Genomic DNA, 20,273 nt, shown 5'->3' on the forward strand with positions numbered 1-20,273 from the left:
ATCAACAAACATGTATCTTTGTTACATATTAAATATATTTTTAACCCATTCATTAAATTTAACACAATGGAGACATTAGAATTAACCCAGTACAAAAGTCTACTAGGTAGACTAGACACAGAGGAAGCCATTGAATTGGTAAAAGAAACTTTTTTAAAATCCCTACGCCGGAATCTTAATCTTGTCAAGATTAGCTCCCCTTTGGCGATAGTGGATGGAACAGGTATAAATGATGATTTGAATGGCATCGAAAGACCAGTGGGATTCCCTATTAAAAACCAATCTGAGAAAAAAGCGGTGGTTGTACACTCCTTGGCAAAATGGAAAAGGTGGCAATTAGCTGCGTTAGAAATTGGTACTGGGAAAGGTATCATTACCGACATGAAAGCACTGAGACCTGATGAGGACTATTCTCCCATCCACTCTCTATATGTGGATCAGTGGGACTGGGAAAAACATATCGCTCCTACCGATAGAACCATTGACTATCTGAAAGAAACGGTCAGCAAGATTTACCAAGCTATAAAACATACAGAGATTGTGGTCTTCGATCAGTATAAAGAAATAACTCCTTTTCTTCCCGAAGACATAACCTTTATTCACAGTGAAGAGCTATTGACCACGTACCCTGACCTATCTCCAAAAGAAAGGGAAAATGAAGTTGCCAAAAAATTTGGCGCTGTGTTCCTCATAGGAATAGGAGGAAAACTTAAAAACGGCGAACCACATGATGGTAGAGCTCCTGACTATGATGACTGGACAACAGAGACCGAAACTGGAAAAAAAGGGTTGAACGGAGACATCGTCGTGTGGAACCCTATCCTGCAGCAAGCCTTCGAAATCTCCTCGATGGGCATCCGAGTTGACGCAAAAGCGTTAGACCATCAATTGCAAATAACTGGAAGTGAAGACAGAAAAGAGCTCTTGTTTCATAAAACTTTGCTTGAAGGAAAACTTCCCGAAAGTATTGGCGGTGGTATAGGCCAATCGAGACTTTGCATGTTTTTATTGCGAAAAACCCACATAGGAGAAGTTCAAACAGGTATTTGGCCAACCGAGGAGGTTGAAAAATGTCAGAAATCAGGGATATTTCTCATGTAAAAACTCGTCATAATTGGAAATTAAAAATATTTTTTTTCATTACTTGATGATTATTAAGAAACATTACTTACCTTTGAAGCATTATAAAATACAATAACATAATTATGAACACAGGAAAAGTAAAATTTTTTAACGAGTCTAAAGGATTCGGTTTTATCATTGACGATGAATCTTCTAAAGAATACTTCGTTCACATCTCTGGATTAGTAGACGAAGTTAGAGAAGATGACGATGTAACTTTCGACCTGAAAGAAGGAAGAAAAGGACTTAATGCTGTAAATGTAAAGTTGGCATAACATATAACATTGAAAGTGCTAAAAAGCTGCTTAATTAAATTAAGCAGCTTTTTTTATGCCTTTTACTCAGGGAAATCCCCAGTTTCCCCTTACATCATAGCTCAAATATCCCTCAGATATCGTTAACGGTGATGCAATATTATTGTGATACAACTGCCCTGTTCCTAACCCCTGAGGCAAAGTGGGCTGATACTGATGCGTAAGTTGAAAAATAGCATTGAGCCCAATATTGGATTCAAGCGCTGAGGTCATCCACCAACCTATCCCCTGCTCTTCTGCCAACTTAATCCATTCCTGGGTATCCTTAATCCCCCCAACTAAAGTGGGTTTGAGTATGATAAAATGAGGATGAATGGATTCGAGAAGCTCATACCTTCTAAATCCAGACACACCAATCAACTCCTCATCAAGCGCAATTTTCACAGGTGAGTTTTGACATAGAACTGACATTTCCTTCCAGTTACCCTGCCTAATGGGCTGTTCTATACTGTGAAGGTCAAACTTTGCAAGGGTATCGAGTTTTTTCATAGCCTCCCTGACCGGAAAGGCTCCATTGGCATCCACTCTCAGAGTAATTTGATTCGCCCCAAAATTGCTGCGGATATGAGATAACAAGTTACACTCCTCCTCAAAATCTATAGCGCCAATTTTCATTTTGATGCAATCATAACCCTCTTTCAGCTTTTGATCAATCTGCTGCAACATAAAATCTTTATCGCCCATCCATATCAACCCGTTAATTTTGATGGGCTTCAGAGGATTTTGACTTTCACTCGCAAACAGGTAATCACTTCCATTAATTAGATCCAATAGAGCAACCTCAAAAGCAAATCTAACACTGGGATAGGCATCACTAATATGTTCCTGAAAAAATGCTAGGATATCATTTTGCCTTTCAGGAATATCCAACTTTTCCAATTTCACAAAATAACCAACTATTACTTCTTGCAGGTCATCGAGGTAATCAAGGCTGAGTTTGGGCAAAGGCCCCGCTTCCCCCCAACCTAATTTTCCTGGCATGGACATACTGCTTACTTTAATCAGATAGCTGGTTTTGGCTTTTAAAACACCTCGGGAGGTACCCGCCTCGAATTTGAAATCCAATGTATAGGGTATGCATTCAAAATTAACCTTCATGCGCAACTTTTATCCTTGTTTGTTGAAAATCTTTAGGAACACTATTTTATAACTATCTGTATATCTACTTTTTTGCCAGTATACATCGTCAACTAACCTTCGGTCATCCTACCCCAAATCAAAGGAAAACTGCCAATTAGCATCTTTGTAGATAATCATATATAACTATATTTGCCCTGAAATTACAAAATTAAAGTTTATTCATGTCCGACTTAGAAAAGGTAAGGCTTTCCGATTACCATTATGAACTTCCCGATGAGAAAATCGCAAAGTTTCCCCTGCCTCAACGCGACACCTCAAAATTGCTGCATTTTGAGGATGACAAGGTTAGTCACCGCCAATTCAGCGAAATATCCAGTTTGATTCCACAAAACAGCTTACTTGTATTTAACAATACCAAAGTAATTCCTGCCCGACTGATTTTTTTAAAGGACACAGGAGCAAGAATTGAGATTTTCCTATTAAAACCTATTCTACCTTCTGTAGAGATCAACCAAGTCATGGAAGCCCGGGGAGAAGTCGTTTGGGAGACCATGATTGGCAACCTAAAGAAATGGAAAGATGACGAGATTCTTCGGGGTAATATTAAAATTGGAGAGGAAGATGTACTCATTGAAGCCTGCCTTAGCGACCGAGAGAAGAGAAAGGTAACTTTCAACTGGAGCAGCAACCATCCTTTTGTTTCTGTTGTGGAAGCCACCGGCGAAGTACCCTTGCCTCCCTACCTAAACCGGAAAGCAACCGATGAGGACAAACCGCGATATCAGACCGTTTATAGTAAAAAAGAAGGTGCGGTAGCCGCTCCTACGGCAGGACTGCACTTCACACCAGAAATCCTCGTACAGCTAAAGCAGCGAAATATCTCCCAGGAGTTCCTGACTTTGCATGTTAGTGCCGGAACATTTCAACCTATCAAAGAAGAACAGGTAAACAATCACCCGATGCACAGCGAACAGCTAATCATCAGCAAAGAAACTATCATTAATTTGTTGGGTGAGTATAAAAATATCATTGCGGTAGGCACCACAAGCATGAGAACTTTAGAGAGTCTATACTGGTATGGGGTAAAAATCTTAAACGGGCATACAGACTTTTTCATCCCTAAGCTTTACCCATATCAACATGCCACGCTACCAAACCGAAAGGATAGTTTTAACGCTATTTTGAATCATATGGAAAATTCCAATCTCATGGAAATAGTGGGCAGTACTGAGATTTTCATCCTACCTGGTTATAATTTTCAAGTTTGCAATGGGTTGGTAACCAATTTCCACCAACCTGCAAGTACTTTGATATTATTGGTGGCAGCCTTCACTCGAGGAAAGTGGAGAGAAATCTATGACGCTGCATTAAAAAATCAATACAGATTCTTAAGTTATGGGGATAGTAGTCTACTATGGCATAAAAAAAACCGCTGAGTAAGCGGTTTTTTTTATGCTTATTCTTGGCCTCCTGAGCCAAGTTTATTTATTCCATTTATCAATTTTTGATAATATGTTCTGCCAACAGGCACTTTTTCGTCAACAATCGTGACTTCTTTAGGAGAAATCGTATTGATCTCATCCACCCTGACAATATAGGATTTGTGAATCCTGATAAAATCTTCATCCGGTAATACGGCTTCAAATTCTTTAAGAATGTTTCTCAAGGAAAAAACTTTACTACGCGTTACTAACGTAGTGTAATTCCCATCGCCTTTTAGCCAAAGAATATCTGAAAATTTCACTTTCGCAAGGCTTCCCTTATCTCTGACAAATAAAGCGTTTTTGATTAACAGGTTCTCGTTGCTATTAAACGCTCCGTTTCCGCTAGAATTTCCATTGCCATTTTTTTGGTAATCTTTCACCAGCTCTTTCATATTTTAACTTTAATTGCCTTAATTCCCTCCTCTAACATCAATTCAAACAATTTAAAGGCTAATTGTTCTAGAATTCAGATATTTAATCATTCTACCCTCCTTTCGGAGAGGGCCACAAAAGACAATCAAGACTTTGTTCAAAATACATGTTTCGAACAAATTTAACAAGAAAATCTACTGTAGCCATAGGAATTACGCATTTATTAAATTATAGCACACAAACTGAATAAATTTGTAATCCAACAACATCAAATATCAGTGAGAACATTATTATCGCTTAAACTTGTTTAATTATTTAAACATGAAGCTAAACAAAAATATTCAAATAAGGCAAAGTATTTATTAAATTATCTCCTCTGATTATCAATAAGATATCGCATTTATTTGAAATAGAAGTCCCAAAACCCTTATTCCAGCAATCATAGGGGGCAAAATTGGGCCACCATTGTAGAATAATGATAATATATTAATTAAATAAATTTTTTCCACTTAAATTTATACTTAATTCGGCTTTTACACAATTAGAATAGAAAAATAAAAGAAATCCCTATTAATATTCAAATAATCACTATTCCTCATATTTTTACAAAAAACATCCATTTAATATCAGTAAGTCGGTATTAATTCACTATTTTAATGACTCATTAAGCAACTTCATGTTAGAGACTGATTTGAATAAAACCCATCATATAATTTACGGGTGCATGGGCCTAGGAGGAAACTGGGACGATTCACCATTACAAAAGGAAAATATAGAAGAAGCACGGCAAGCCATTCACGCAGCTCTGGATTGTGGAATCACTTCATTTGACCATGCGGACATCTACAATATCGGGAAAGCAGAGATGGCTTTTGGTGAGATACTGAAAGATAATCCAGGATTGCGGGAGTTAATAAAGATTCAGACTAAAGCGGGAATATCATTGGGATCAGACGGTATTAACACCTATAATTCTTCAAAAGAATACTTCATAAGGCAAATTGAAAAAAGTCTCAAAAACCTCAAGACAGATTATTTGGACACCTTTTTAATCCACAGGCCGGACCCACTCATGGATGTGGAAGAAATTGCCGAAACTTTCGACTATCTTAAATCAGAAGGAATCGTGAAAAGGTTTGGGGTAAGCAATATGTCAGCTTCACAGATCCAATTACTTCAATACTATTGCGATATGCCCATCTCAGCTAATCAAATCCAGTTTAGCCTAAAACATTCTGCCTTAATAGAAGAAGGTATGATTTATAATATTACCAAATATACCCAAAACGGTGTGGGCGACTTCCTTCCTTTCTCAAAAATCCACAATATAGAAATCCAAGCATGGGGAGCATTGGACAATGGCTTATATTTAAATAAAAACGAAGTCGAGGATGTGAATGCTGTAAAAAGACTTCTAAAAAAGCTATCTGAAAAATACGACACCAACCCAGCAGCCATATTAATCGCGTGGATCTTGCGACTACCCTACCCGATCAAACCTGTCATTGGCACTACCAAGCCTGAACGAATTAAAAGGTGTGCAGAAGCCGCCAATGTTCAATTGAACAGAGAGGATTGGTACCAATTATATATTACAGCACGAGCAGAGTCCTTGCCTTAAATTATTAATATAATGCCCCTACATCTTTTAAAAAGCGCACATAGACATCTTTTTTCCTTACTTGGATAGGATGACTTGAGATGGCATCCTCAAAATTTTCGTAATCCACACTTTTCACAAGCTTGACCAGAATATCAGCAAGCTCTTGCTTGGCTATTTTAGCAAAAAAATAACCACAAGGATCTTTTCCAGCCGAAATCCGCTTTTGGTCCACCATTCCTACAAAATCCTCCTTACAGAAAGCTTTAATCATTATATTGCCTTTCCCTTCTTCCGCAGTTTCGATTAACACAAAACCGTTTGCTGATGCTATCCACATATCTATCTTTTTACTATTTCAATTCTGCCTGAAAAGATCTTTTCAAACCTTGAAGAATTTGTAGCACATATTTAAGTTTGATCAAATATTCAAAAAACCCACTGGGATAATTATTACCCTGTACCGTTGTAGCTAATAGACGGAAACATGCTATAGGATCAGGATTTTTTTCTTGCTCTAACTCTGAAACGTATTTCCCTAAATTAGCTTGATCAAACTCACCTGCCGTTACCAAACCCAAAAAGGCCATGTCTTTGTATAATGCCCATTTAAGATCCGTGAAATCATAATATTGCGCAGCTGCACTAGTAGACAATGGTTTTCCCAACTCCTTCTCACCTCGTTGAAATTCCGCTTCCATAAGGGGAATGTATTTAAAAAGAATCTCCACATCGGACCTCTTCAGATTGGCCCAATGAGTTTCATGTTCACATTTACTTATTGTTTGAAGTTGTGGCATAAAGTATTTAAATTAAAAATCTTGACAAAGAAATAAAATGATCCAATTAGTTTTATAGCATAGACATTAAATGTCAAACTATTTCAGTGTGAAAAATCAAGAGTGGTTGAATACAAATTTACCAATGTTATCCCTCTCAGCACAATACCCCGATCGGGGTATTTTTCAGCTATTTTTCAAAAATAATTTCCAATTTCTCCGGAACGGTAACCCAATTTTAATTTTGTAAAGCCGTTATCAATATTGCATGCAAGAATTGAAAGCACAATCCCCTTTTATCACCACTTCAATAGGCTCCCCACTTTTTCTTCTCAAGGAAAAAGCAGCCTATTGCCCTGAGACTAATAGCATTTTTATTGCGGATACACATTTCGGAAAAGCGGGACATTTTCGAAAAGCTGGGATTGCTGTACCTGAAGCAGTACACTTAGAAGATTACAAAATCATCGAGCGATTAATCCACACTTATAGGCCCACGCATTTTTACTTTTTGGGTGACCTTTTTCATAGTGCTATAAATGCACAATGGATCCGTTTGGAAGAATTTTTAGAAGGGTTTGAGGATATCGAGTTTGTCCTGATAAAAGGCAACCATGACATCCTACCAATGAAAATCTACCAAAGCTCAACCATCAAAGTGATCAATCAACCATTGGAATTAGAACACTTGATTTTAAGTCATGAGCCCTTGGTAGAAACTGTTGAGGGTAAGATTAATCTTTGTGGACACATTCATCCAGGTTTCTCCGCAGGTGGAACAGGCGCTCGAAAAATCAAGGTTCCTTGCTTCCTTTACCGCCCTTGTCAGCTTATCCTTCCCGCCTTTGGAAAATTTACAGGTTTGGCCATAGTACAGACAAAAGCATCCGACCGACTCTATTTAGTTACCAATACCAAAGTGATTCTTTTCAATTTAAACCCATAAGGTTGGTTTAATCCATATACCTGATTAATTTTGGGTAGACATACATTTAATTTACCTCTATGAAGAAAAAAAAAGTTGGGAGCTTTAAATTTTTTGGAGTGCTGTTCAGCATCACCCTCTCCCTTTTCATAGTTGGACTTTTTGGCGTAATCGTAATCCAAGCCAAAACACTTACCTCCATTATCCGAGAAAATATAGAGTTACAGGTTTTCTTGAATAAAAACATTTCCGAGGAGGAAAAGAAAAAAATCGGCACCTGGTTGGAATCCCAACCTTACATATTAAGCAAAGACGATCAAAAAAGAATACACTTCACCTCCAGGGATGAGGCTGCGGAATCTTTCTTAGCTGACACCGGAGAAGACTTTAGCAAATTTTTGGATGACAATCCTTTGAGGGATAGCTATACTTTGGCTATTGCCGAAGAATACCAAACCTCCGAGCAGATCGAGGAAATAGTAGAGGATATCCATAGTCTAAATGGGGTTTTTGAAGTCACCTACATGAACGACCTAGTGGAGTCCATTAACCAAAACCTAATGAAAGTAAGTATGGTGATGGGGGCCTTTATTCTTATATTGGTGTTCACCGTAATCATGCTGATCAACAATACCATCCGCTTGGCCCTTTTCAGCCAGCGATTCCTGATTAGAAGCATGCAGCTGGTGGGAGCTACAAGAGGGTTTATAAGAAAACCTTTCCTTGGTAGAGCCTTCTTCTTTGGAGCTTTGGCAGGAATTTTCGCTTCTGCGCTTTTGTTAGGTCTAATTGAGTACGCTAAAGCAAATGTTGACGGCTTCGGCGTCCTTCAGAATTACGAACTACTGCTTATCCTTTTTGGCGCACTAATCTTAGCAGGGGCGCTGCTTTCCGTTTTGAGCACCCTTAGAGCGGTAAACAAATATTTAAACATGACATTGGACGAATTATATTAAATCATGAGTCAAAACCATTTCCCCTTCGAGAAAAAGAATTATCAATTGATGCTGATAGGCATTGCCATCATCGTAATCGGCTTTGTGATCATGGGACTCGATGGCGAGCCTCATGGTTTTGGGTTCATGGGGTTAACCCTGGGACCAGTTATCGCCCTTTTTGGCTTCCTGTTCGAGTTTTACGCCATATTCTACAAACCTAAAAAGCAATAATCACCCATAAGGGTAAATTGTGATTGCCATTTGAAAAAAACATAATGCAGGAAGAAAAACCGTTTGAAGCTGTTTACCTCATCGACAAACCGTATGAATGGACCTCCTTTGACGTAGTCAAGAAAGTCAGAAATGCTTTAAAAATCAAAAAAGTGGGTCATGCAGGCACTTTGGACCCCTTGGCGACTGGTCTGCTAATTGTATGTGCAGGAAAAAAAACCAAGAGCATCGACTCTTATCAGGCACAGGAAAAAGAATACACAGGCACTTTTGTCCTTGGTGGCACCACGGAATCCTTTGATTTGGAAAGGGAGGTTGTGGAAGTCGCAGACCCCTCCCATTTGACTTTGCTGCAGGTTAATGAGGCTGTAGCAGAATTAACAGGTGATATCTTACAGATTCCGCCTATGCACTCTGCTATTAAAGTAGATGGCAAGCGCGTGTATGAATCGGCCCGAAAAGGTCAAACTGTCCAGATGGATCCTCGCCCCGTAACGGTTTCTGAATTTGAAATCACACGGTTTGAATTACCCGAAATTGATTTTAGAATTGTTTGCTCCAAAGGCACTTATATAAGAAGTCTGGCTAGAGACTTGGGCGAAAAACTCCAAGTGGGCGCTTACATGTCCAAGCTGATCCGCACCAGAATCGGTGAGTTTAGAATCGAACAGGCCGAGAACGTACTCGAACTTGTTGACAAAATAAAAAAAGAGAGAGAATGAAAATATATGAAGGCCTGGAAAATCTTCCTGAGATCAAAAATGCCGTAGTAACCAGCGGCACTTTTGACGGAGTACATTTAGGCCATCAAAAAATTCTTTCCAGGATAAGGGAAATTGCTAACCAGGCCGACGGAGAAACCGTGCTGATCACTTTTTGGCCTCACCCTCGACTGGTCCTCTATCCAAACGAACACAACCTCAGACTTCTTTCAACATTTGAAGAGAAGTCCAAACAACTGAGGGAATTTGGTCTTGACTACCTGGTCACCATACCATTTACCAAAGCTTTCTCGCAACTAACCTCTGAGGAGTTTATACAAAAGATTCTAATCGAAAAGCTCAAAACCAAAAAGCTGGTAATCGGCTATGACCACAGGTTTGGCAAAAACCGCGAGGGAGGATTTGAGCATCTAAAAGAAAACATCGTTAAATATGGCTTTGAGTTGGAGGAAATTTCCCGGGAGGACATTGACCAGGTAGGCATATCCAGCACCAAAATCCGTAAAGCATTGGAAGAAGGCAGGATCGAAACTGCTAATGAATATTTAGGCCGCCCCTATGAGCTCAATGGAATTGTCATCAAAGGCCAACAGATAGGTAGATCTATCGGTTTCCCGACAGCTAATATCCATATTCCCAATGATTACAAGCTAATCCCCAGCGACGGAGTCTATGCGGTGAATGCAATAGTGGGGGAACAGCAGTATGAGGGCATGCTCAACATCGGTAACCGCCCCACTGTGAATGGACAATCCAAAACAGTCGAGGTCCATTTGTTTAACTTTTCTGACAACCTTTATGATGAGCGGATCACGATAAACTTCGTCCATTATTTGAGACCTGAGAAAAAATTCCCCAATTTAGAAGCACTTAAGGCACAACTTATCGAAGATAAAATGTCTGCCGAGAACATTTTTAGGCACTTAAACCCAAATAAATAAAACAGTATGATCAATAAAACTGTAAAGGATGCTGATGAGGCCATCCGCGACATTACAAGTAATTCCGTTTTGATGTTGGGAGGATTTGGTCTTTCCGGAATTCCGGAAAACTGCATCACGGCTCTTTTGAAAAAGGATATTTCAGAACTGACCTGCATCTCCAACAATGCAGGCGTGGATGATTTTGGTATTGGACTCATGCTCAAAAAAAGGATGGTCAAAAAAATGATTTCCAGCTATGTAGGCGAAAATGCCGAGTTTGAAAGGCAGCTTTTGAGTGGAGAACTTGAGGTGGAACTTATTCCTCAGGGGACACTGGCAGAAAGAGTCAGAGCTGGTGGAGCGGGGATTCCTGCATTTTTCACACCTGCGGGAGTGGGTACCGAAGTAGCTGATGGCAAGGAAATCAGAGAATTTGACGGAAAGCTTTACCTCATGGAAAGATGCCTGAAGGCCGATTTTTCCATTATCAAAGCCTGGAAAGGTGATACAGCCGGGAACCTGATTTTCAAAGGCACTGCCAGGAACTTCAATCCCATGATGGCTGCTGCCGGTAAAATTACCATTGCCGAGGTAGAAGAATTGGTACCAGCGGGTGAACTTGACCCAAATACCATCCATACCCCAGGTATTTATGTGCAGCGGATTTTCCAAGGAAAAGATTACGAAAAGCGCATCGAACAGAAAACCGTCCGCAAATAAATTCACTTTTAACCCTACCCAAAAATGTTAAATAAGGATCAAATAGCCCAGCGAATTGCCAAAGAGGTGAAAAACGGGCAGTATATAAATTTAGGCATTGGTATCCCCACCTTGGTGGCTAATTACATTCCAGACGAACTGGAAGTGGTGCTTCAGTCCGAAAACGGACTATTAGGTATTGGCCCCTTCCCTACTGAGGAGAATGTGGACGCCGACCTTATCAATGCTGGCAAGCAAACCATTACAATGGTAAAGGGCTCGTCCCTTTTTAGTTCGGCTGAATCTTTTGGCATGATCAGAGGAGGCCATGTGCATCTGACCATTCTCGGTGCAATGGAAGTTTCCGAAAACGGTGACATTGCCAACTGGAAAATTCCAGGCAAGATGGTCAAAGGTATGGGTGGTGCAATGGATTTGGTGGCATCCGCCAAAAACATCATTGTAGCCATGCAGCATTGCAGCCGCGATGGAAAATCTAAACTATTGAAAGAATGTTCTTTGCCAATAACTGGGATTAAATGCGTCAACAAGATTGTTTCAGATCTGGCCGTGTTGGAGGTTTTGCCAGAGGGAGGCTTTAAACTGCTAGAACGTGCTCCTGGTGTCTCTGTGGAGGAAATCAAGAAAAAAACAGAAGGAAGGTTGGTTATAGAGGGCGAAATACCTGAAATGTCATTTGGTAGCTAATTTTCAGACCTCTTACCCGAATTATATTTTTAAAAGGAAAAGTCTCTGTATAAGGAAAAGTTTCTTTTCTTTAGTAATTTAGCATTTGACTAACCGCAAGTGGAAAACTATGAAAACTTCAGAGATAAAATTTAAAGTTACATTAGACGAAAAAAATCTTCCTAAATCAATCGAGTGGGATGCTTCTGATAAAGAAGTTGACGGAATGGAAACTACCAAAAGCATCAGTTTGAATGTTTGGGATAATTTGAACAATAACACCCTGAGGATTGATCTATGGACGCAGGATTTGTCCGTGGTGGAAATGAAGAGGTTCTACATTGATATTCTAGGTGGTATGTCACAAACTATTCTTTCCAGTACCGGGGATGAATATATGTCAGAGGAAATGAAAGCTCTTTGTGACCGCTTAGTAGAACATGTCAACGAAGAAAACAAAAAGCAGCAATAACGCATAAATTAGGCTATAAAAAGAGCAGGTTGTAGATAACCTGCTCTTTTTTTGTACCTACCCCCTCCTAAAGTTGTTTTTTCACTGATTATAGTTTCCAAAAAATTAAAAAAATAAGTTAAATACCTATTGATAGTATTTAATATTTTCATATATATTTAGGTACGGTTTAAAAACATTAAACCGAAATTGGTTAGAAAAAGCAATAAACCTCCTAATGCGTATGAAAATTTTTACCAGCAAAATGTGGCTCTCAGTGTTCCTACTGTTCGCCATAGTTTCCTTGGCTCCTTTCACTGTATTGGCCCAACAGACCAATATATCCGGTACAGTGACAGATGCCGAAACCGGCGAAACCTTAATCGGTGTTAATATCGTTGTGAAAGGCAAAGTAATCGGAACCATCACCGACAACAATGGTCGGTTCAGTTTAAGAGTAAACCAGGAACCTCCTATGACCTTGGTTTTTTCCATGGTGGGGTTTGCCTCTCAAGAGTTAACTATCAACGAGTCTAACGTAAGTAACCTAAAAATAAGCTTAATGGAGCAGACCATGTTAGGTCAGGAAGTGGTAGTTTCAGCCTCTAGAGTTGAGGAAAGCATCCTTCAGTCTCCTGTGACTATCGAAAAGATGGATATCCTAGCTATTCGAGAAACACCAGCCGACAACTATTATAAAGGAATCGCAAACCTGAAAGGTGTGGATGTGACCACTTCTTCCATCAACTTCCAAATCATCAACGCCCGTGGCTTCAACTCTACCGGAAACACCAGATTTGTTCAATTGACCGATGGAATGGACACCCAAGCTCCGGCTTTGAACTTCCCTATCGGCAACCTCAACGGCCCGTCTGAATTGGATGTGGAGAGCGTGGAATTTATTCCAGGCGCTTCCTCCGCCCTTTATGGACCAAACGCCTTTAACGGTATCCTTTTGGTAAACAGTAAAAACCCATTTGAATATCAGGGTTTGAGTGCGTTTTATCAGCAAGGTGTAAACCACATCAATGGCCGTCCAGGAGAGCCTCAAAGTGCACAACCAATGTATCAGGGCTCTATTAGATATGCCCATGCATTCAACAACAAGTTTGCCTTCAAAGTAAATGGTTCATTTATGAGAGCTGAGGACTGGTATGGTACGGACAGAACCGACCTTAACAGAGCCGCTCAAGGCGACCTTCCTTTCAACCCCGGAGCCAATGCAGTCCATGTGTTTGGAGACGAGGTTTCTAATAACATCGGACTTTTAAGAAATGTGGCTGGAGTGCAACAAGCGGCCCAAGGAATGGGTCTTGGTGGTTATTTGAGCAGTATTCCTGATCAGGTGGTATCCAGAACAGGTTATGACGAGAGACATTTGGTGGACTATGGAGCAGAAAACTATAAGTTGAATGCTGCTTTGCACTATAGAGTGACCGACAGAGCCGAACTTTCCTATACCTTTAATTATGGTGCTGGTACGTCAGTTTATACTGGCGCACAAAGATATTCACTGAATAACTTTGAAATCAGCCAACACAAACTGGAACTGAAAGGAGACAACTTCTTTGTGAGAGGTTATACTACCATCGAAAACTCAGGTGATTCGTACATAGCTGACCTGACTGGCGTTGCCATCAATGATCGATGGAAAAACAATTCGGATTGGTTTGGTGAATATACCTTGAATTATATGGGAGCCCTTGCTCAACAACAAGTAGCACCAGGTGCGATGGGATCTCCTCAACAGCAAGCCGCCGCGCACCAGTTTGCAAGAGGGCAAGCAGACCAAGGAAGATTTATGCCTGGCACTACAGATTTTGAAAATGCCAAATCCGATATCCGAACCAATGTGATTCCACAAGGATCCTTATTTAATGACCAGTCTAGAATGTATATGGCGGAAGGCCAGTATGATTTTAAAAATGAGATAGACTTCATGGATCTTCAAGTGGGCGCATCTTTTAGAGTTTATGACCTTCGATCAAACGGGACCATTTTTGCGGATACGGAAGGAAATGATATTACAATTGAAGAGTATGGTGCTTTTGCTCAGGCTTCCAAGAGAGTACTTGACGACAGGTTAAAATTGACCGGATCCATTCGATATGACAAAAACGAGAATTTTGATGGTCAATTTAGCCCAAGAATCTCAGGTGTGTGGACACAGGGCAACAGTAATGTCAGACTTTCCTACCAGACTGGCTTCAGAATGCCAACAACTCAGGCTCAGCACATTGATCTGAACGTGGTTTCAGCTAGGCTAATCGGTGGATTGCCGTTTTACAGAGACAAGTACAATGTATTTGAGAATGCCTACACGATTGAGTCTGTAAATAACTATGCAGCCGCAGTAGGTGCTGGGGCAAGTCCGATTTCCCCAGAAGCAACCGGACAATTAGTACAGATTGAGTCTCTTCCTGACCTAAGACCTGAGCAGGTTCAATCTTTCGAAGTGGGATACAAGAGCCTCTTGGCCTCTAATAGATTAATGGTGGATTTTGCTTACTACTACAATATTTACAATGACTTCATCACCCAAACATCTGTAAGAAGAGCACCGGGACAGGTATTCCCAGGCGCACTGCCTAACACGGATGAAGGCGCAATCAATGCAGTGAACGCTCCTACCCTATTGACTCCAATTACTGTTCCTGGTCAGGAAAACACTTTCCAGACTTACACCAATATTGTGGATAGGGAAGTAAGGGCTCACGGTGCAGCATTAGGCTTAACTTATAACTTACCGAGCAACTATACTTTGAGCGGTAATTATAACTTCAACCGACTGATCACTGACCTTGGAGCAGGTTTCCTGAATGACTTCAACACTCCTGAACACAAAACCAACATTTCGTTTGGGAACAGAAAAGTGTACAAGAATCTTGGTTTCAATGTAACCTACCGCTACCAGACCGGCTTCCGTTGGGAGTCGACATTTGCCCAGGGCGATGTTCCTGAGATCCACAACTTTGACGCTCAAGTGAGCTACAAAGTTCCTAACTTGAAATCAATTGTCAAGCTAGGCGGATCCAATATATTCAACAACAGATATATCCAAAACTTTGGTGGACCGACCATTGGAGCTATCTACTATGTTTCCATCACCTTTGATGAACTCTTAAATTAATCTGCCCTATGAAGAATCTTAAGCAATATATATTTCTACTATCTATTGGTGCGCTTTCGGCTTGTAATTATGAATTTCCGGAAACGGAGGTGCATGAACCCACAGCCGGGTCGGCTGATTTCACTAAAATGGTCAGCATAGGCAATTCCCTTACAGCAGGCTACATGGATGGTGCCCTGTACAACCGAGGACAAGAAAATTCCTTCGCAGTAATCTTAGCAGAACAGCTGAGAGAAGTAGGTGGTGGTGACTTTAACGTCCCAAGCATTAATAGTGAAAACGGTTTTTATACCATGGGACCAGGTGGCACCGCCGTGGGACGTCTTATTTTGACCGTGAATCCTGAAACTGGCGCCACTGGCCCGGCACCAATCGGGGCTGGAGATTTCCCCGCTCCATACACAGGAGACAAAACTGCTTTAAATAACTTTGGTGTTCCCGGAATCACTTTGGGCACAGCATTAACTCCACTTACAGGAGGTCCTGAAAGCACCGAAAACCCAGCATACAACCCGATGTACGCTCGATTCGCATTAGCTCCGGGTCAGTCCACCGTAGTCGGGGATGCAGCCGCTGCTATGCAAAATGGCGGTACTTTCTTTACCTTTTGGCTAGGAAATAATGACGTGCTTGGCTATGCTACAGGAGGGGCTTCAAACCCTTCTATTCTGACTTCAAATGATGACTTCCAAGCCAGACTCTCTGCAGCCCTGGATGCTATGCTTGCTTCCAACCCAGAAGCAAAAGGTGCAGTTGCTAATATTCCTAGCTTGAATGTGCTCCCATATTTCCAACTGGTGCCTTGGAACGCACTCCCAATGACTGCAGAACAGGCTGCTCAGGCAAATGAGGGTTACCTTCTTTACAATGGCGGTCTTCAGCAGATAGAAGCAGCAGGAATGATAACAGAAGAGGAAAGGGAATTGCGGACCGTTGCTTTTTCTGCAGGTCAAAACGGGTTTGTAATGGAGGACGAAACCCTTACGGATTTGAGTGCATTGGGTCTTCCCTCTATCCGCCAAAGCAACGCAGGTGACAGGGCTACCCTTCCACTGGCACAGGCTTTAGGTCAGCCAGTCAATGGCGGAATCAGAGGTATCAGCCATCCGGTTGAAGACCGATTTGTATTACTCCCATCCGAGCAGGAAGAAATCACAACCAAGATCAATACCTTTAATGGTTATATCAATGCTGCTGTTGAAGGCAATTCTGACAGGTTAGTTCTTGCTGACATCAAGGACCTTCTTGACCGTGCAGCGGCAGGACAAGTGTCAGCAGGTGGTGTCGGACTTAACGCATCCATCATTCCGCCAAACGGAGGACTGTCAGTGGATGGGGTTCACCCCAATGCCAGAGCACATGCATTTGTGGCCAACACCTTCATTGACGCTATCAACACCAAGTGGGGAGCCAACATCAGAAGGGTCAATCCTAACAACTTTGTAGGCAATGACCTCCCAAGGTAATACCCACCAAACCACGCTTACAACCAAATCCCGGCCTCAGGTCGGGATTTTTTTTATTCAACAAACTTTCATAAATTATTATTTGAGTTGTAATAACTTCCACCCCTATCTTCGGTTTCTTTCAAAACATGAAAAGTATACTTCGAATATTATTGATCCCAGCGCTTGTCATAATCGGATTGGGAGCCTTTTACTTTCTGTTCGCATTTTTGGGCATGATCATTCCTGTGGGGCCAGAAAAAGAAAGCTTTCCGAAGGAAGTTGAGATTTTTGTCCATACAAATGGCTTGCATGCAGACTTTGTACTCCCTACCACCCACTCTGCTCACGACTGGAAGGAAGTTTTGGATGGAAAACATTTCGGAGATTTTGAGACACCTTACCTTTCTATAGGTTGGGGTGAAAAAAACTTTTATCTCAACACGCCTACCATGTCAGACCTAACGGCTCCTACTCTTGTTAAGGCACTTTTTATCCCCAGCACCTCAGCCATGCATGTGGATTATATGTATGGAAAACCTCGGGTCGGCGACAACGCAAGCAGCATATTAGTATCGGAGCAGATGTATCTAGAGTTGGTGGATTATATTCTAGAGACCTTTGAGCTAAAGGAAGGGAAGGCAATTTTGATTGACCATAAGGGTTACCACGATTACGACCAATTTTATAGGGCTAAAGGCAAATACCACGCTTTATGGACCTGTAACAATTGGACAAATCGGGGATTGAAAAAAATCGGGTTAAGAAATTCACTTTGGACACCTATGGATTGGGGGGTCTTCTATTATTTAGAGTGAAAAGGAAATAGAGGAATAATGAATAGGGAAATATAAAAATATAGTAATATCGAATTATTCCTTTGGCAAGGGCTTTGCGTTAGGTTAGCAAAACGTCTAAAATATGAAAATCCCAACCTAAAAGATTGGGATTTTTCACTCACTTTAACCACTAACAACCATAAAACAAAAATTCATCATGCTTTTGGCAATCTGAACGATGATGTATGAACATCATTTTGTCGTAGTCCGTACGGGAATCGAACCCGTGTTTCATCCGTGAAAGGGATGCGTCCTAACCCCTAGACGAACGGACCATATTTGGAATGACAAGAAAATTGAGTAGTCCGTACGGGAATCGAACCCGTGTTTCATCCGTGAAAGGGATGCGTCCTAACCCCTAGACGAACGGACCATTTTGAATTGTTTTCTTGTCATTTCCGAATGGTGATGCAAATATAGAGGGTTCTTTTCATAATCCAAAACCTGCCTAAAAAATAATTGTACTTTTCCTTTAATTCACTGATTGCTAGCTCCAAATATTTTATACTAGTGAATACGCCCCATCTTTAGTAAATTCGCAGAAGTTTTTATCAACTCAATAAGACAAATAAACAGAAATGACGAAGGTAAAAGTTGCAATTAACGGCTTTGGCCGTATTGGGAGACTCACTTTTAAGGCTTTGCTCAACAAAGAAAATGTAGAAGTAGTAGCTATCAATGATTTGACTGACCCGGCTACCTTAGCCCATTTGCTTAAATACGATTCTGTTCACGGCCGATTTGCCGGCACTGTGGAAAACACCGATGGCGGCATCCTCGTCAATGGCAAAAAAATAGATATTTATGCTGAAAGAGAGCCAAAAAATCTTCCTTGGGGAAAGCTAGATATTGACGTGGTATTAGAATCTACGGGAAGATTTGTAGACGAAGAGGGAGCTGGAGGGCATTTGCAAGCGGGAGCAAAGCGTGTGGTCATCTCCGCCCCTGCTAAAGGCAACATCCCTACCATAGTTTTGGGGGTAAACGAGGAAATACTCAAGGGCGATGAGAAAATTGTTTCAAACGCTTCTTGCACTACCAATTGCCTGGCTCCTATGGCTAAAATATTGAACGATACATTTGGGATCGAAAAAGGATACATCTCTACTGTGCATGCCTACACCTCTGACCAAAACCTACAGGATGCACCGCATAAAGATTTGAGAAGGGCCAGAGCTGCAGCTTACTCCATCATCCCAACTACCACCGGAGCAGCAAAAGCTGTGGGATTGGTACTTCCTGAACTGAAAGGCAAACTTGACGGTGTAGCCATGAGGGTACCTGTGCCAGACGGATCTCTTACTGACCTGACGGTTCTCCTCAAAAAAGAAACCACAAAAGAGGAAATCAATGCAGCTATGAAAAAAGCCGCAGATGGACCAATGAAGGGTATTTTGGAATACACAGAAGACCCCATCGTTTCGATTGATATCGTAGGCAATCCACATTCCTGCATATTTGATGCTGACCTGACCTCCGCTAATGGTACCTTGGTCAAAATAGTAGGCTGGTACGACAACGAAGCAGGATATTCAAACAGAACAGCTGATCTGATTGAGAAGTTGGCTAGAATGTAATTTTCCAAAGACTTATAAATATAAAGGCTGTTTCGAATTAGAGACAGCCTTTTTTACTCCATTACGACTTTTACACCCAGCCTAAATACAAAGAATCTGATAGCACAGTTGAAGTCTTGTCCCAAGCACTTACTTGGCTAAATGCCAGGTAGACATGCCCACTCCATGTGTCCATATTATTTTGCTGCGGCCATAGATACCCCTTATCCTTTCTATAGCCCCCAGCAACCTCCCATTTCACCCTCATATCTTCAGGATTGTATAGTAGTAAGAAGGCCTGGTCAAATGGCTTAGCACTAGAAATCCAAGAGTTGTCCTCCCAACTAAACTGCAGCCCTTCTGAAGTCCTTTCCACCGTGACACCTTGCGGAGGCAAAAGGGATCCAAGACTAATTTTGAATAAAGAGGGATCCAATACGTACTCAGAGCCATTGTGGCTAAACGCATTGCTTTGAGTATGCGAAAGGCAAGCGTGAAACGGCCTCCTAGCCCCATCTATATGCTCTTGATACCCGAATGCGATGGGCCGCGTCAGGATTTTTAAAAATCCCTGGGATTGTTTCATCCGGCTATAAGTTTGTTTTTTAGGTTCACTGACGCGTTTTTTTTCAGCCTTTGTTCTTTTTCTTGGCCGTTTTCGCGCATAATACCTATCTCCAATTTTTACTAATACCATATTCCCCAATAGCCCACTTAGAGCACCTGAAGTAATGTCTACTTTTGCCATGTTTTATAGTTAGGTTAAAATTAAAAGAAAATAATACATAATTAAATCAATAGCAAATATTAAGCCATACTTTAAGCTTATACCAACATATAATTAACCAATATTTAATCAGTCACAGACTAATTCTACACTGGTTGAACACTGGTTTTAGACTGGTTAAAGACTGGTTTATATTTTTAGAATGGTTTAATTATTTACGAAGCCTATCGCCAAGGATATCAGCTTTAT

General features: G+C 41.0%; 21 protein-coding genes and 2 tRNA genes. 16 read left to right on the top strand and 7 right to left on the bottom strand.

Annotation, left to right across the window (positions count from 1 at the left end):
* The first annotated feature begins 66 nt into the window (after window positions 1-66).
* Both asnA and FPL27_RS12715 read left to right on the top strand, forming a co-directional pair.
* Complete coding sequence (asnA, locus tag FPL27_RS12710) at window positions 67-1,101, top strand: aspartate--ammonia ligase (RefSeq protein ID WP_143961447.1); 1,035 nt, start codon at window positions 67-69, stop codon at window positions 1,099-1,101.
* Between the two features lie 104 nt (window positions 1,102-1,205).
* Entirely contained in the window at window positions 1,206-1,397 is a 192-nt protein-coding gene (locus FPL27_RS12715; protein ID WP_143961448.1) for a cold-shock protein, read from the top strand.
* Window positions 1,398-1,463: 66 nt separating this feature from the next.
* On the opposite strand, the gene FPL27_RS12720 is transcribed toward FPL27_RS12715, so the two are convergent.
* Entirely contained in the window at window positions 1,464-2,534 is a 1,071-nt protein-coding gene (locus FPL27_RS12720) for an o-succinylbenzoate synthase (protein ID WP_143961449.1), read from the bottom strand.
* 203 nt (window positions 2,535-2,737) lie between these two features.
* On the opposite strand from FPL27_RS12720, the gene FPL27_RS12725 reads away from it, so the two are divergent.
* Window positions 2,738-3,952, top strand: coding sequence for an S-adenosylmethionine:tRNA ribosyltransferase-isomerase (locus tag FPL27_RS12725; protein WP_143961450.1), 1,215 nt, complete (start codon window positions 2,738-2,740; stop codon window positions 3,950-3,952).
* A 20-nt stretch (window positions 3,953-3,972) separates the two neighbouring features.
* Here FPL27_RS12725 and FPL27_RS12730 read toward each other — a convergent pair whose 3' ends face one another.
* The gene (locus tag FPL27_RS12730; protein WP_143961451.1) at window positions 3,973-4,392 is read right to left on the bottom strand and encodes a LytR/AlgR family response regulator transcription factor; all 420 of its coding nucleotides are present in this window, start codon (window positions 4,390-4,392) and stop codon (window positions 3,973-3,975) included.
* Window positions 4,393-5,048: 656 nt separating this feature from the next.
* Here FPL27_RS12730 and FPL27_RS12735 point away from each other — a divergent pair.
* Entirely contained in the window at window positions 5,049-5,993 is a 945-nt protein-coding gene (locus tag FPL27_RS12735; protein ID WP_143961452.1) for an aldo/keto reductase, read from the top strand.
* A gap of 4 nt (window positions 5,994-5,997) precedes the next feature.
* Here FPL27_RS12735 and FPL27_RS12740 read toward each other — a convergent pair whose 3' ends face one another.
* Both FPL27_RS12740 and FPL27_RS12745 read right to left on the bottom strand, forming a co-directional pair.
* Entirely contained in the window at window positions 5,998-6,312 is a 315-nt protein-coding gene (locus FPL27_RS12740) for a hypothetical protein (RefSeq protein WP_143961453.1), read from the bottom strand.
* 13 nt (window positions 6,313-6,325) lie between these two features.
* A complete protein-coding gene (locus FPL27_RS12745; RefSeq protein ID WP_143961454.1) occupies window positions 6,326-6,673 on the bottom strand; it encodes a hypothetical protein in 348 nt (115 codons plus the stop codon).
* A gap of 346 nt (window positions 6,674-7,019) precedes the next feature.
* Between FPL27_RS12745 and pdeM the strand changes: the two genes are divergently transcribed.
* From pdeM to FPL27_RS12800, 11 genes are all read left to right on the top strand, one after another.
* Entirely contained in the window at window positions 7,020-7,697 is a 678-nt protein-coding gene (gene pdeM, locus FPL27_RS12750; protein ID WP_143961455.1) for a ligase-associated DNA damage response endonuclease PdeM, read from the top strand.
* A gap of 59 nt (window positions 7,698-7,756) precedes the next feature.
* Complete coding sequence (locus FPL27_RS12755) at window positions 7,757-8,632, top strand: cell division protein FtsX (protein WP_143961456.1); 876 nt, start codon at window positions 7,757-7,759, stop codon at window positions 8,630-8,632.
* Window positions 8,633-8,635: 3 nt separating this feature from the next.
* Window positions 8,636-8,845 (top strand): DUF3098 domain-containing protein, encoded by a 210-nt coding sequence (locus tag FPL27_RS12760; RefSeq protein WP_143961457.1) that lies wholly within the window; start codon window positions 8,636-8,638, stop codon window positions 8,843-8,845.
* Between the two features lie 44 nt (window positions 8,846-8,889).
* A complete protein-coding gene (truB, locus tag FPL27_RS12765; RefSeq protein WP_143961458.1) occupies window positions 8,890-9,567 on the top strand; it encodes a tRNA pseudouridine(55) synthase TruB in 678 nt (225 codons plus the stop codon).
* Window positions 9,564-10,508 (top strand): bifunctional riboflavin kinase/FAD synthetase, encoded by a 945-nt coding sequence (locus tag FPL27_RS12770; protein WP_143961459.1) that lies wholly within the window; start codon window positions 9,564-9,566, stop codon window positions 10,506-10,508. The genes truB and FPL27_RS12770 overlap by 4 nt, the downstream gene beginning before the upstream one ends.
* Before the next feature lie 6 nt (window positions 10,509-10,514).
* Window positions 10,515-11,210: a CoA transferase subunit A gene (locus FPL27_RS12775; protein ID WP_143961460.1), complete on the top strand. Its 696-nt coding sequence runs from the start codon at window positions 10,515-10,517 to the stop codon at window positions 11,208-11,210.
* A gap of 24 nt (window positions 11,211-11,234) precedes the next feature.
* Window positions 11,235-11,897 (top strand): 3-oxoacid CoA-transferase subunit B, encoded by a 663-nt coding sequence (locus FPL27_RS12780; protein WP_143961461.1) that lies wholly within the window; start codon window positions 11,235-11,237, stop codon window positions 11,895-11,897.
* A 109-nt stretch (window positions 11,898-12,006) separates the two neighbouring features.
* A complete protein-coding gene (gldC, locus tag FPL27_RS12785) occupies window positions 12,007-12,348 on the top strand; it encodes a gliding motility protein GldC (RefSeq protein WP_143961462.1) in 342 nt (113 codons plus the stop codon).
* A 223-nt stretch (window positions 12,349-12,571) separates the two neighbouring features.
* Window positions 12,572-15,457 (top strand): TonB-dependent receptor, encoded by a 2,886-nt coding sequence (locus tag FPL27_RS12790; protein WP_143961463.1) that lies wholly within the window; start codon window positions 12,572-12,574, stop codon window positions 15,455-15,457.
* A gap of 8 nt (window positions 15,458-15,465) precedes the next feature.
* Window positions 15,466-16,923 (top strand): hypothetical protein, encoded by a 1,458-nt coding sequence (locus FPL27_RS12795; protein WP_143961464.1) that lies wholly within the window; start codon window positions 15,466-15,468, stop codon window positions 16,921-16,923.
* 128 nt (window positions 16,924-17,051) lie between these two features.
* A complete protein-coding gene (locus tag FPL27_RS12800; protein WP_143961465.1) occupies window positions 17,052-17,720 on the top strand; it encodes a TIGR02117 family protein in 669 nt (222 codons plus the stop codon).
* Window positions 17,721-17,944: 224 nt separating this feature from the next.
* Here FPL27_RS12800 and FPL27_RS12805 read toward each other — a convergent pair.
* Both FPL27_RS12805 and FPL27_RS12810 read right to left on the bottom strand, forming a co-directional pair.
* Window positions 17,945-18,016: transfer RNA gene (locus tag FPL27_RS12805), tRNA-Glu, on the bottom strand.
* Between the two features lie 26 nt (window positions 18,017-18,042).
* Window positions 18,043-18,114, bottom strand: a tRNA-Glu gene (locus tag FPL27_RS12810).
* A gap of 205 nt (window positions 18,115-18,319) precedes the next feature.
* On the opposite strand from FPL27_RS12810, the gene gap reads away from it, so the two are divergent.
* Complete coding sequence (gap, locus tag FPL27_RS12815; RefSeq protein ID WP_143961466.1) at window positions 18,320-19,318, top strand: type I glyceraldehyde-3-phosphate dehydrogenase; 999 nt, start codon at window positions 18,320-18,322, stop codon at window positions 19,316-19,318.
* A gap of 70 nt (window positions 19,319-19,388) precedes the next feature.
* Here gap and FPL27_RS12820 read toward each other — a convergent pair whose 3' ends face one another.
* Window positions 19,389-20,045, bottom strand: a complete 657-nt coding sequence (locus tag FPL27_RS12820; RefSeq protein ID WP_143961467.1) for a DUF6266 family protein — start codon at window positions 20,043-20,045, stop codon at window positions 19,389-19,391.
* Window positions 20,046-20,273: the final 228 nt, after the last annotated feature.

This window comes from Litoribacter populi (assembly GCF_007483685.1).
In the GTDB taxonomy this organism is placed as follows: domain Bacteria; phylum Bacteroidota; class Bacteroidia; order Cytophagales; family Cyclobacteriaceae; genus Litoribacter; species Litoribacter populi.